Genomic DNA, 13,698 nt, shown 5'->3' with positions numbered 1-13,698 from the left:
ATGAGATTAGATAAGTATTTAAAAGTATCACGTTTAATAAAAAGAAGAACATTGGCTAAAGAAATGAGTGATCAAGGCCGTATTACTGTTAATGGAAATGTTGCTAAAGCAGGGACAGATATTAAAGTTGGAGATCAACTCGTGATACGCTTTGGTCAAAAATTAGTTACTGTCAAGGTAACAGCACTTAACGAGCACGCATCTAAAGAGAATGCTAAAGGCATGTTTGAGTTGATTGAAGAGCAAAAAATCAATGAAGATTAGCGTTGGAGGTGACAAGTAATGTCAAATAATATTGAGAATATTGGTAATCAATATACATCTGAAAAAAATAAGAAAAAGCAAAGACATCAAATGAAAATGCGAGTGGTGAAGAAAAGAATCGCATTATTTGCTGGAATCATGTTGGCAATTATTATTGTGTTATCAATTATGCTTGTCGCCCAAAAACATCGCAATGACACAGATGCACAAGAACGTAAACATAAAGAAGAACAATTCCAAAAGCAACAAAATGAAGAAATTGCGCTCAAAGAACAATTAAACAATTTGAATGATAAAGATTATATTGAAAAAATTGCACGCGATGATTACTATTTGAGTAATAAAGGAGAAGTTATTTTTAAATTACCAGGTGATAAACAATCAAGTAATTCAAATTCTTCAAACAATTAAATAAAAATGTGTGAAAATAAAAGTGTATAGTCATTGTGAAAAACTTAAAACAAGGATATAATAAGAAAAAATCGAATCAAATCGGGAGGATTTATTTAGCATATGTCAATCGAAGTTGGAAATAAGCTTAAAGGTAAAGTTACTGGTATCAAAAAATTTGGTGCATTTATAGAATTACCTGAAGGGAAAAGTGGTTTAGTTCATATTAGTGAAGTTGCTGATAATTACGTTGAAAACGTTGAAGACCACTTGAAAATTGGCGATGAAGTTGAGGTTAAAGTATTATCTATAGCAGATGACGGTAAAATTAGTTTATCAATTAAAAAAGCTAAAGACCGTCCTCGTAGACCACAACATAATAATAAACCAAATCATCAAAAACCAGTACCAAAGGCTGAAGATTTTGAAAAGAAATTAAGTAATTTCTTAAAAGATAGTGAAGATAAATTAACTTCTATCAAACGTCAAACAGATTCAAGACGTGGCGGTAAAGGTTCTAAACGATAATATAAATAAATGAAGACTGTTTCATTAAGAAATGATTTTAAGTAAGTACTGCTATATAAGTAGTTGTCATTAAATAAACTTAGACTGTTTCTTATATAAGGAGCAGTCTATTTTATTTGTTATAAATTTATGATGACTTGTATTTTAGGTGAGCCGCTTTATAAAGTTTTAGCCTGAAAAACAATTAAATTTTGATAGAAGATTTGGAGGTGATGACATGAAAATCAATACACAATATTGGCAACCTAACCATCATATAGTCATTGCTGTATCTACAGGGATAGATAGTATGTGCTTATTACATGATTTACTACATCACTATCAACATAGTTATCATAAAATAACTTGTCTTCATGTTAATCATGGGTTAAGAGAACAATCTAGTGAGGAAGAACAATTCTTAAAAAAATATTGTGAAGGTCATAATATAGATTGTTTTATTAAACATTTGAATTTAACTTACCTAACTGAAGAAAATAAAAGTATACAAAATGAGGCAAGACAACAACGCTATGAATGGTTTGATCAAATGATGAAGTACCTGAATGCTGACATTTTATTAACTGCCCATCATCAAGATGACCAATTGGAGACAATAATGTATCGTCTTTATAGTGGCAAAAGTACGCGTAATAGATTAGGTATACCAGAAATAACCAGTAGGGAGCATTACAAAATCGTTCGGCCATTATTAAACAGTACTAAGAAAATGATACAACATTACCAGAAACAATATGGTGTAACATTTTTTGAAGATCAATCGAATGGCAATAATAAATACATAAGAAATGATATTCGTAATCGAATTATTCCAGCGATTAATCAAAATTCTCAATTACAAACTGAACAGTTGTTAAAATTAAAAATATGGCATGATATGCAGTTTGAAAGATTGCAGCAAGACGCTATTCGTTATATCGAAGACAATGTTCATATGGATCATCATCAAAGTATGATTGAAATACCAAGAGTGGCATTTAATAGTTTAGAATTCTATATTAAAGTAGCTATTTTTGATCAATTATTGTCGGACATAAATTTAGAAGCTAGTATCAGTGAAAAGACTTATGAAGATTGGTTTAATCAATTTGAAAGTAGCCAAGCACAATTCAATATTAATATTACAGAAAAATGGATTATTCAAATTTCATATGGTAAATTAATAATAATGGCAAAAAATAAATACCCTCATTATGATAAGGAGCTATTAATTCAACAGCCAGGTTTATATCATTTTAATAATTATGTTGTAGAAATTAATGTTGGTTTACCACAATATTTGTACCCTATTGTTGTCAGAACAAGACAAAATGGAGATAAATTTCAACTTAATGGACAGTATAATCACAAAAAAGTGAGTAGATTGTTAATTGATATGAAGGTCAATCAAACTGTGCGTGATCAACTTCCTATTTTAATAAGTAGTGACGGTACTATTATTGCAGTAGGTGATTTATATATTATGAACGATTTAACACAATGGATTTCAATTAGTGAAAAAGATGGAGATGAATAGTACTATGCATAAGGATTTAAAAGAAGTTTTATTAACGGAAGAAGAAATTCAAAGTATTTGTAAATCATTAGGTGAGCAACTAACAAAAGATTACCAAGATAAGCCATTAGTATGCGTTGGTATCCTAAAAGGTTCAGCAATGTTTATGTCAGATTTGATTAAAAGAATTGATACACATTTATCAATCGATTTTATGGACGTATCTAGCTATCATGGTGGAACTGAATCAACTGGTGAAGTTCAAATCATTAAAGATTTAGGATCATCAATTGAAAATAAAGATGTATTGATTATTGAAGATATATTGGAAACAGGCACTACACTTAAATCAATAACTGAACTATTACAATCTAGAAAGGTTAATTCTTTAGAAATCGTAACATTATTAGATAAACCAAACCGTCGTAAAGCAGATATTGAAGCGAAATATGTTGGTAAAAAGATTCCCGATGAATTTGTTGTGGGCTATGGTTTAGATTATAAAGAGTTATATCGAAACTTACCTTATATTGGAACTATGAAACCTGAAGTATACACTAAATAATTCTACATCAAGGTGAAGTAATATTACTATGACTTTTGCTAAGAATAGTGTAGACTCGTAATATGAAAAATGTATTTCATATATAATAAATTTTAAACAAGTTAAATACTAAAATATCTCTTAAACACATACAGATTGTACATATACTATATAGAAATAGAAGTAACGGATTTAAAGTCAATTACTAGCTAATAAAATATGTAATGTGTTACAATTCTTGTTAGTTTTATTATGGGAAGTAGGAGGAAATGACGCATGCAGAAAGCTTTTCGCAATGTGCTAGTTATCGTAATAATAGGCGTAATTATTTTTGGTCTATTTTCATATTTGAACGGTAATGGAAATATGCCGAAACAGCTTACATATAATCAATTTACTGAGAAGTTGGATAAAGGTGACTTGAAAACTTTAGAAATCCAACCAGAGCAAAATGTATATATGGTAAGTGGTAAAACAAAAGGTGATGAAGAATATTCATCAACAATTCTTTATAATAACGAGAAAGAATTGCAAAAAATTACTGATACAGCCAAGAAACAAGATGGCTTAAAACTTACAGTTAAAGAAGAAGAAAAACAAAGTGTCTTTGTTAATATACTGACTACATTGATACCAGTAGTAATCATTGCATTATTATTTATTTTCTTCCTTAGCCAAGCCCAAGGTGGCGGTAGTGGCGGTCGTATGATGAACTTTGGTAAATCCAAAGCTAAAATGTACGATAATAACAAACGTCGAGTTCGTTTTTCTGATGTTGCTGGTGCAGATGAAGAAAAACAAGAATTGATAGAAATCGTAGACTTCTTAAAAGATAATAAGAAATTTAAAGAAATGGGATCACGTATTCCTAAAGGTGTTCTATTAGTAGGACCTCCAGGTACAGGTAAAACATTATTAGCACGTGCAGTAGCTGGTGAAGCAGGTGCACCATTCTTCTCAATTAGTGGTTCAGACTTTGTTGAGATGTTTGTAGGTGTTGGTGCGAGCCGTGTTCGTGATTTATTTGAAAATGCTAAGAAAAATGCACCATGTATCATATTTATAGATGAAATTGATGCTGTAGGTCGTCAACGTGGTGCTGGTGTTGGTGGCGGTCACGATGAGCGTGAACAAACTTTAAACCAATTACTAGTTGAAATGGATGGTTTCGGTGAAAACGAAGGTATCATTATGATTGCTGCAACTAACCGTCCTGATATTTTAGATCCAGCATTATTACGTCCTGGTCGTTTTGATAGACAAATTCAAGTTGGTCGCCCAGATGTTAAAGGACGTGAAGCAATCTTACATGTACATGCTAGAAATAAACCACTTGATGAAACGGTAGATTTAAAAGCTATCTCTCAACGTACACCTGGTTTTTCAGGGGCAGATTTAGAAAACTTATTAAACGAAGCATCATTAATTGCAGTGCGTGAAGGTAAGAAGAAAATTGATATGAGAGATATTGAAGAAGCAACTGATAGAGTTATTGCAGGTCCAGCTAAAAAATCTCGTGTCATTTCTAAGAAAGAACGTAATATTGTTGCACACCATGAAGCGGGTCATACGATTATTGGTATGGTATTGGATGAAGCAGAAGTTGTCCATAAAGTTACTATCGTACCACGTGGACAAGCAGGCGGTTATGCTATGATGTTACCTAAACAAGATCGTTTCTTAATGACTGAACAAGAATTACTTGATAAAATTTGTGGTTTGCTTGGTGGTCGAGTGTCTGAAGATATTAACTTTAATGAAGTATCGACAGGTGCTTCGAATGACTTCGAACGTGCAACACAAATTGCGCGCTCAATGGTTACAGAATATGGTATGAGTAAAAAACTTGGACCTCTTCAATTTGGACATAGTAATAGCCAAGTATTCTTAGGTAAAGACATGCAAGGCGAGCCAAATTATTCTGGTCAAATTGCTTATGAAATTGATAAAGAAGTTCAACGTATTGTTAAAGAACAATATGAACGTTGTAAGCAAATTTTATTAGAACATAAAGAACAACTCATTTTAATTGCAGAAACATTATTAACTGAAGAAACATTAGTTGCTGAACAAATTCAATCTTTATTCCATGAAGGTAAACTACCAGAAGTTGATTATGATGCAGCTAAAGTTGTTAAAGATGAAGACTCAGAGTTTAATGATGGTAAATACGGTAAATCATATGATGATATTCGTAAAGAACAACTCAAAGAGGGACATCTTGAAGAAGAAGAAGATCGCAAGGAAGAAAAAGATATAGAGAAGGATAGACAGCAAGAACAAAAACAAGCAGACAAAGAACATCCTTCAGAAGATACAGCACATGAGCAAGCACCAAATATTGAAAAACCTTACGATCCAAATAATCCAGATAATAAATAAGAAATATATTCAAGCTCTTCGTAGTCATAAATGGCTATGGAGAGCTTTTTGGTTCTCTATTTTTCGGCTCTATAATAAATTCGGTTAGTAAGATAATTTGTAAGTTATCTTATCAACCGAATTCGACAATGAGCCATTTTTTACGACTGATTGAATATAAGTTGCAATGACTAAAATAAAAAATAATATACAATGGTATTGAATTGACTCATTATTACGTATATAAACAAGTTGCTTCATAATTTATAAATATCGGTGTAGAATAAATACAATTGAAAAAACAACTCATTTTTAACAAAATTAACAGAGTAGATATAAAGAGGAGATTAAATTATGACACATGATTATATTGTAAAAGCATTAGCTTTTAATGGAGAAGTTAGAGCGTATGGTGTATTAACAACTGAAACAGTACAAGAAGCACAAACTAGACATTACACATGGCCCACTGCCTCTGCAGCAATGGGAAGAACAATGACAGCGACTGCCATGATGGGTGCGATGTTAAAAGGTGACCAGAAATTGACAGTAACGGTAGATGGGCATGGACCAATAGGCAAAATTATTGCAGATGCCAATGCCAAAGGTGAAGTTAGAGCATATGTTGATCATCCTCAAACACATTTCCCATTAAACGAACAAGGAAAATTAGATGTTAGACGTGCTGTTGGTACAGATGGATCAATAATGGTTGTTAAAGATGTAGGAATGAAAGATTATTTTTCAGGAGCTAGTCCGATTGTTTCTGGAGAATTAGGAGAAGATTTTACTTACTATTATGCAACTAGTGAACAAACGCCATCATCTGTTGGTTTAGGTGTTTTAGTTAATCCAGACAACACGATTAAAGCTGCAGGTGGTTTTATTATTCAAGTGATGCCAGGGGCTAAAGAAGAAACAGTCACTAAATTAGAAACAGCGATTAATAATATGACGCCAGTTTCTAAATTAATCGATCAAGGTTTAACACCAGAAGGCATTTTAAATGAAATTTTAGGTGAAGATAACGTTCAAATTTTGGAAAAAATGCCTGTTCAATTTGAATGTAATTGTAGCCATGAGAAATTTTTGAATGCAATTAAAGGTTTAGGAGAAGCAGAAATTCAAAGCATGATTGATGAAGATCATGGTGCAGAAGCAGTATGTCATTTCTGTGGCAATAAATATCAATATTCAGAAGAAGAATTGAATGAATTATTACAAACATTAGCCTAGATATTGCATAAAGTATTAGCGTTAAATGTTTAATTTTAGCTGTTTTGTGAAATGGACAAGCGTAGCAAAGATATTATGATACTTTTAGTTTCATTTTTTAATAGAGTTTGATAAAATATAAATTATATCCGATAAAGAAACTAAGATTTTGATTATAGAATAAAAGGAGTGTTTATAATGGCGCAAAAACCAGTAGACAATATTACTCAAATTATCGGTAATACACCGGTAGTCAAATTAAGAAATGTAGTAGATGACAATGCAGCTGACGTTTATGTTAAATTAGAGTATCAAAATCCAGGTGGTTCTGTAAAAGATAGAATTGCTTTAGCTATGATTGAAAAAGCTGAGCGTGAAGGGAAAATTAAACCTGGAGACACAATTGTAGAACCAACAAGTGGTAATACTGGTATAGGTTTAGCATTTGTTTGTGCTGCTAAAGGTTATAAAGCAGTATTTACAATGCCAGAAACAATGAGCCAAGAACGTCGTAACTTACTAAAAGCATATGGAGCTGAATTAGTATTAACTCCTGGAACAGAAGCGATGAAAGGTGCTATTAAAAAAGCTAAAGAACTTAAAGAAGAACATGGCTACTTTGAGCCACAACAATTTGAAAATCCAGCCAACCCAGAAGTTCATGAGTTAACTACTGGTCCAGAATTAGTAGATCAATTCGAAGGTAGAAGTATTGATGCATTCTTAGCTGGTGTTGGTACTGGTGGGACGTTATCAGGTGTTGGTAAAGTATTGAAAAAAGAATATCCGAATATTGAAGTAGTGGCTATAGAACCAGAGGATTCTCCAGTATTAAGTGGAGGAAATCCTGGACCACACAAATTACAAGGTTTAGGAGCTGGATTTATTCCGGGTACTTTGAATACAGAAGTGTATGATAGTATTATTAAAGTTGGTAATGAAACAGCTATGGAAATGGCACGACGTGTTGCTAAAGAAGAAGGTATTTTAGCAGGTATTTCATCAGGTGCTGCAATTTATGCTGCAATTGAAAAAGCAAAAGAATTAGGTAAAGGTAAGACGGTCGTAACGGTATTACCAAGTAATGGTGAACGTTACTTATCTACACCTTTATATTCATTTGATGACTAATATAACTACTATATAGAGTGTAATAATAAGGCTGAAACATATTAAGATGTTTCGGTCTTTATTTTTGTATCTTATGAGTAAGTCTGAGATAAAAATTATTTTAAACTTAAAATGATGCATTGGGCAGTAACTGTCTAGTTTTCAAAATGTTGATAAATCAGCATTTTAAAAACCTAGTCAGTCTCGCTAGAGTGGGATTACGGCATAAATTTTATAGAATATTTATTTTTGTCCCCTCCTCCTATTGTTTGTATCGTTAATGATGTTTAATTTTTTATAATCGTTACAAGTCATTAGTTGGCTTAACATGTTAATAAGTTGAAATTTAATTACACAATAATAAAGAGAATACAAGAGATTTTTAGAATATAGTAGTGAAATGTAAGTTGATAGAATGATAATATATAGTAGTGAATTTAACTTAGACTTTATTGATAATTAGTATTTAATATTGAAAGTATATGCTTTTATTATTTATTTTAGAAGGATGGATAACATGGTTAAGACACAAATTATGGGAATTTTAAATGTCACTCCGGATTCATTTTCTGATGGCGGTCAATATGTTGCTCTAGAAGCAGCTGTAAAACGTGTTGAAGAAATGATTGCAGAAGGTGTGGATATTATAGATGTTGGTGGAGTATCTACAAGACCAGGGTATGAAGAAGTATCAGTTGAAGAAGAATTAAATAGAGTACTTCCAATTGTAGAAGCGATAACTACCTATGACGTGAAAATTTCAGTAGATACATATAGAAGTGAAGTAGCTGAAGCATGTTTGAAGTTAGGCGTAGATATGATCAATGATCAATGGGCTGGGTTATATGATAAACGGATGTTTGCTACGGTTGCAAAATATAATGCTGAAATTGTATTAATGCATAATGGTGATGGTGAACGTGATTCTCCAGTAATGGAAGAAATGCTAACGTCTCTTTTAGCACAGGCGCATCAAGCGAAAATAGCAGGGATTGATGCTAACAATATATGGCTTGATCCGGGTATAGGTTTTGCGAAAACGCGATTAGAAGAGAACGAAGTTATGTCACGTTTAGATGAATTAGTAGCGACTGGTTACCCTGTTTTATTAGCAACTAGTCGTAAGAGGTTTATAAAAGAAATGATTGGTTACGAGACGACACCACTCGAGAGAGATGAAGCTACCGCAGCGACGACTGCTTATGGCATTATGAAAGGTGTCAAAGCTGTACGGGTTCATCATGTAGCATTAAATGCTAAAATTGCACAAGGAATTGATTTTTTAAAGGAGAATGATGATGCAAGACAAAATATTTCTTAATGGCTTGAGGTTTTATGGCTATCATGGTGTGTTATCAGCAGAAAACGATATTGGGCAAATATTTGTAGTTGATGTTGAAATGTTAATAGATTTGTCGGCTGCAGGTATGTCAGATAAAGTAGAAGATACAGTGAATTATGGAGAAGTCTTTGAAGTAATTAAAAATATAATGGAAGGCCAACCGGTCAACTTATTAGAGCATCTAGCTGAACGTATTGCTAAACGTATAAATTCACACTATAATCGTGTATTAACAACAAAAATTAGAATCACTAAAGAAAACCCACCGATTCCAGGACACTATCAAGGTGTTGGTATAGAAATAGTGAGGGAAAATAAATGATAACTGCATATTTGGGATTAGGTAGTAATGTTGGAGATAGAGAAAGTCAATTACAACAAGCGATTGATATTTTGAATCATTTTTCAGGGATTGATGTTATAAAATGTTCTCCTATTTATGAAACTGCACCAGTAGGATATATAGACCAGCCTAACTTTTTAAATTTATGTCTTGAGATAGTAACAACTTTATCAGTAGAAGACTTATTAGAACATTGCTTAGACACTGAGAAACAATTGCATCGAGTTAGAAATGAACGTTGGGGACCAAGAACACTTGATGTGGATATATTATTATATGGAGACAGTATCATTGAGAAAGATAATTTGATAGTTCCTCATCCGAGAATGAACGAAAGAGCATTTGTTTTAATACCTTTAAATGATATAGCTCCTAATATAGTAGAACCGCGTTCTCAAAAAATGATTAGTGCGCTTGTACCAATTGACAACTCAGTGGTTAGATATGAAAATTAAGTGATAAATATATCAATATCACTAATTGAGGTAATATCATTATTGTTATTTTTGCAATATATTATAGAATTTACATTTTGTGATATATAGTATACTGTTGGTCTAAATAAGACAATATTGTATTAGTTAGTGATACAATAAGTTTAATTATTGTTTATTAAATGAGAGCTAACTTTTTATTTTAGAGTCTTGAAAATATATTTAGTTATAGTCAAAGTATAATTTTAAATATAACATTGTTTGCTATTAAGGAATGTTATTTTATTATATTTGAAGCGGATTATGCACTTTTAAGTTATATTGTTGCTTACAATGATTAAGTATCTATTCTTAAAGTTTATATATGTAGTTTAATTAAGTAATAAAGACTTTCTTCTAACGTAAAGAAAAAAGTAGAAAATGCTTTATTAGATGTGCGTCGTCTTGTAGAATTAATATGTGAAAAATAGTGAAATTGAACTAAGAAAATACATTATTATTTTTTGAAGTAAGTTAAATCTTAAATTTAGTATAAAGTAATTATGAATTTATTATTATTTAACATGACTTTTAAGTGTAATATATGAATACTTTTAAGAATGCCAAGAATAAAGGAGAGAATAGTATGTCAGAAGAAATGAATGACCAAATGCAGGTCCGTCGACAAAAATTACAAGAATTATATGATTTAGGAATAGACCCATTTGGATCTAAATTTGATCGTACAGGTTTATCAAGTGAATTAAAAGAGAATTGGGATCAATTTTCAAAAGAAGAACTTGCAGAAAAAGAAGAAGAAAGTCATGTTGCTATTGCTGGACGTCTAATGACAAAACGAGGCAAAGGTAAAGCAGGGTTTGCTCACATACAAGATTTAGCAGGCCAAATTCAAATTTATGTACGTAAAGACCAAGTTGGAGATGACCAATTTGAGTTGTGGAAAAATGCTGATTTGGGAGATATTGTTGCCGTAAAAGGTGTTATGTTTAAAACTAATACTGGAGAATTATCTGTAAAAGCTAAAGAGTTCATCCTTTTAACAAAATCTTTACGTCCATTACCAGATAAATTCCATGGACTTCAAGATATAGAACAACGTTATCGCCAACGTTATTTGGATTTAATAACTAACGAAGATAGTACTCGCACATTTATAAATCGTAGTAAAATTATTCAAGAAATGAGAAATTATCTTAATAAACAAGGTTTCTTAGAAGTAGAAACACCAATGATGCATCAAATTCCAGGTGGAGCAGCTGCAAGACCTTTCGTTACACATCATAATGCGCTAGATGCAACACTATATATGCGTATTGCTATTGAGCTACATTTGAAACGCTTAATTGTAGGTGGACTTGAAAAGGTATATGAAATTGGACGTGTATTCCGTAATGAAGGTGTATCAACTAGACATAATCCAGAGTTTACAATGATTGAATTATACGAAGCTTATGCAGATTATCATGATATTATGGATTTAACTGAATCTATGGTAAGACATATAGCTCAAAATGTATTTGGTTCTGCCAAAGTGCAATATAATGGCGAAACAATCGATTTAGAATCATCATGGAGAAGATTGCATATGGTTGATGCTGTTAAAGAAGCTACTGGTGTAGATTTTTATGAAGTAAATAGTGATGAGGAAGCTAAAGCTTTAGCTAAAGAACATGGTATAGAGATTAAAGATAACATGAAATATGGTCATATATTAAATGAATTTTTCGAACAAAAAGTTGAAGAAACATTAATTCAACCTACATTTATCTATGGTCATCCAATTGAAATATCACCCCTAGCTAAAAAGAATCCAGCAGATGCTAGATTTACTGATCGTTTTGAATTATTTATTGTAGGTAGAGAACATGCAAATGCCTTTACTGAATTAAATGATCCAATTGATCAAAGGGCTAGATTTGAAGCACAACTTGTCGAAAAAGAACAAGGTAATGATGAAGCTCACGAAATGGATGAGGATTTTATTGAAGCTTTAGAATATGGTATGCCTCCAACAGGCGGGTTAGGTATTGGTATAGACCGTCTTGTAATGTTATTAACTGATTCTCCATCTATTAGAGATGTATTATTATTCCCATATATGAGACAAAAATAAATAATAAGATTAAGCACTCTCGTTAAGTTTTCGAGGGTGCTTAATTTAGGTTATCTCACAAATTGGACTGATACATAATTATTTTTTAAACCTCGCACTCTAGCCTATACATAATAATAAAAAATCTGTTGATAGAATTTTTTACGTTTTGTCCCTACTCAGAAATTTTGGCTTCAAAATAACTTTTATTTTAAATTATTCACTTTTTATTTATCAGTGCTAAAAAATAGAGAAACTTAATTTAATTAGTATGAAAACGAGATTAATTAAGTAGAATGAATAAACAACTAAAATCAAATATATATAATTTCAGTAATAGTATAAAATGCCAAAATCAGTAGCAAAATACGTTATAAAATTTTCGTTATTTTATGGTTTTATCTCAAGTATTATGATAGAATACTAAAAGTGATTTGAAGTAGGAAACAGTTACGTATTAATTTAATTCGTTTCTTAAAAAGTGTTGACAATTCAAATGAATTAAAGTAATATATAAAAGTCGTCAAAATAAGACAGAGATACATAAACAGAAAATAAGTTATAAAGATTTTACAAAGTGTAAAATTGACTATTGAAACTAATTTCTGTAGCATGTATCATATATTAGTAAGTTAATTTGTCTGGTGATTATGGCAAAGAGGTCACACCTGTTCCCATGCCGAACACAGAAGTTAAGCTCTTTAGCGCTGATGGTAGTCGGGCTTACGTTCCGCTAGAGTAAGACATTGCCAGGCAACATTTAATCGGAGAATTAGCTCAGCTGGGAGAGCATCTGCCTTACAAGCAGAGGGTCGGCGGTTCGAACCCGTCATTCTCCACCATTTTAATTACATATGCCGGCCTAGCTCAATTGGTAGAGCAACTGACTTGTAATCAGTAGGTTGGGGGTTCAAGTCCTCTGGCCGGCACCATCTTTTTGAGCCATTAGCTCAGTTGGTAGAGCATCTGACTTTTAATCAGAGGGTCAGAGGTTCGAATCCTCTATGGCTCATTACGATTCATTTATATATTCGCAAAATAATGCAGAAGTAGTTCAGCGGTAGAATACAACCTTGCCAAGGTTGGGGTCGCGGGTTCGAATCCCGTCTTCTGCTCCATTATTTTGCCGGGGTGGCGGAACTGGCAGACGCACAGGACTTAAAATCCTGCGGTGAGAGATCACCGTACCGGTTCGATTCCGGTCCTCGGCATTATTTTAGCGCCCGTAGCTCAATTGGATAGAGCGTTTGACTACGGATCAAGAGGTTATGGGTTCGACTCCTATCGGGCGCGCCATTTTAATAGCGGGAAGTAGCTCAGCTTGGTAGAGCACTTGGTTTGGGACCAAGGGGTCGCAGGTTCGAATCCTGTCTTCCCGACTTACTTTAATAATTTATGGGGGCTTAGCTCAGATGGGAGAGCGCCTGCTTTGCACGCAGGAGGTCAGCGGTTCGATCCCGCTAGTCTCCACCATATTTTTAAAAATGAACATTGAAAACTGAATGACAATATGTCAACGTTAATTCCAAAAACGTAACATTAAGTTACAAACATTATTTAGTATTATGAGCTAATCAAAC

12 protein-coding genes, 8 tRNA genes and 1 rRNA gene are annotated in these 13,698 nt (G+C 32.5%); all 21 read left to right on the top strand.

Translation table 11 applies throughout. The features are described 5' to 3' along the window. The 21 genes from CD113_RS09525 to CD113_RS09425 all read left to right on the top strand — a co-directional run bounded on the left by CD113_RS09525 (position 1) and on the right by CD113_RS09425 (position 13,591). Positions 1-264 (top strand): RNA-binding S4 domain-containing protein, encoded by a 264-nt coding sequence (locus CD113_RS09525; protein ID WP_002462767.1) that lies wholly within the window; start codon positions 1-3, stop codon positions 262-264. A gap of 18 nt (positions 265-282) precedes the next feature. Continuing rightward, the gene (gene divIC, locus CD113_RS09520; protein WP_002462769.1) at positions 283-675 is read left to right on the top strand and encodes a cell division protein DivIC; all 393 of its coding nucleotides are present in this window, start codon (positions 283-285) and stop codon (positions 673-675) included. 102 nt (positions 676-777) lie between these two features. Then, positions 778-1,182 (top strand): S1 domain-containing RNA-binding protein, encoded by a 405-nt coding sequence (locus CD113_RS09515; protein WP_002462771.1) that lies wholly within the window; start codon positions 778-780, stop codon positions 1,180-1,182. A gap of 217 nt (positions 1,183-1,399) precedes the next feature. After that, the gene (gene tilS / locus CD113_RS09510) at positions 1,400-2,698 is read left to right on the top strand and encodes a tRNA lysidine(34) synthetase TilS (RefSeq protein WP_002462773.1); all 1,299 of its coding nucleotides are present in this window, start codon (positions 1,400-1,402) and stop codon (positions 2,696-2,698) included. Between the two features lie 4 nt (positions 2,699-2,702). Beyond that, entirely contained in the window at positions 2,703-3,242 is a 540-nt protein-coding gene (hpt, locus tag CD113_RS09505) for a hypoxanthine phosphoribosyltransferase (protein WP_002462775.1), read from the top strand. Between the two features lie 255 nt (positions 3,243-3,497). Continuing rightward, on the top strand, positions 3,498-5,603 hold the full coding sequence (gene ftsH / locus CD113_RS09500; protein WP_002462777.1) for an ATP-dependent zinc metalloprotease FtsH: 2,106 nt from the start codon (positions 3,498-3,500) through the stop codon (positions 5,601-5,603). A 333-nt stretch (positions 5,604-5,936) separates the two neighbouring features. Then, entirely contained in the window at positions 5,937-6,818 is an 882-nt protein-coding gene (hslO, locus tag CD113_RS09495; RefSeq protein WP_002462778.1) for an Hsp33 family molecular chaperone HslO, read from the top strand. Positions 6,819-6,995: 177 nt separating this feature from the next. Continuing rightward, positions 6,996-7,928 (top strand): cysteine synthase A, encoded by a 933-nt coding sequence (gene cysK / locus CD113_RS09490; RefSeq protein ID WP_002462780.1) that lies wholly within the window; start codon positions 6,996-6,998, stop codon positions 7,926-7,928. A 496-nt stretch (positions 7,929-8,424) separates the two neighbouring features. Next, entirely contained in the window at positions 8,425-9,228 is an 804-nt protein-coding gene (gene folP / locus CD113_RS09485) for a dihydropteroate synthase (RefSeq protein ID WP_002462782.1), read from the top strand. Next, entirely contained in the window at positions 9,206-9,571 is a 366-nt protein-coding gene (gene folB, locus CD113_RS09480) for a dihydroneopterin aldolase (RefSeq protein WP_002462784.1), read from the top strand. Before folP ends, folB begins: the two co-directional genes overlap by 23 nt. Further along, a complete protein-coding gene (gene folK / locus CD113_RS09475) occupies positions 9,568-10,047 on the top strand; it encodes a 2-amino-4-hydroxy-6-hydroxymethyldihydropteridine diphosphokinase (protein WP_002462786.1) in 480 nt (159 codons plus the stop codon). Before folB ends, folK begins: the two co-directional genes overlap by 4 nt. A 604-nt stretch (positions 10,048-10,651) precedes the next feature. Further along, complete coding sequence (gene lysS / locus CD113_RS09470) at positions 10,652-12,139, top strand: lysine--tRNA ligase (RefSeq protein WP_002462788.1); 1,488 nt, start codon at positions 10,652-10,654, stop codon at positions 12,137-12,139. Positions 12,140-12,758: 619 nt separating this feature from the next. Further along, positions 12,759-12,873, top strand: a 5S ribosomal RNA gene (gene rrf, locus CD113_RS09465). 11 nt (positions 12,874-12,884) lie between these two features. Beyond that, positions 12,885-12,960, top strand: a tRNA-Val gene (locus tag CD113_RS09460). Positions 12,961-12,974: 14 nt separating this feature from the next. Beyond that, positions 12,975-13,050: transfer RNA gene (locus CD113_RS09455), tRNA-Thr, on the top strand. Positions 13,051-13,057: 7 nt separating this feature from the next. Next, positions 13,058-13,130 (top strand) — tRNA-Lys (locus CD113_RS09450). Positions 13,131-13,161: 31 nt separating this feature from the next. Further along, positions 13,162-13,236: transfer RNA gene (locus CD113_RS09445), tRNA-Gly, on the top strand. 7 nt (positions 13,237-13,243) lie between these two features. Then, positions 13,244-13,329, top strand: a tRNA-Leu gene (locus CD113_RS09440). Between the two features lie 8 nt (positions 13,330-13,337). Further along, positions 13,338-13,414: transfer RNA gene (locus CD113_RS09435), tRNA-Arg, on the top strand. A 9-nt stretch (positions 13,415-13,423) separates the two neighbouring features. Continuing rightward, a tRNA-Pro gene (locus tag CD113_RS09430) sits at positions 13,424-13,497 on the top strand. An 18-nt stretch (positions 13,498-13,515) separates the two neighbouring features. Beyond that, positions 13,516-13,591 (top strand) — tRNA-Ala (locus CD113_RS09425). The last annotated feature ends 107 nt before the right edge of the window (positions 13,592-13,698 follow it).

Source organism: Staphylococcus simiae, assembly GCF_002902085.1.
Taxonomy (GTDB): domain Bacteria; phylum Bacillota; class Bacilli; order Staphylococcales; family Staphylococcaceae; genus Staphylococcus; species Staphylococcus simiae.
This window is presented reverse-complemented; position numbering and strand designations above follow the sequence as displayed.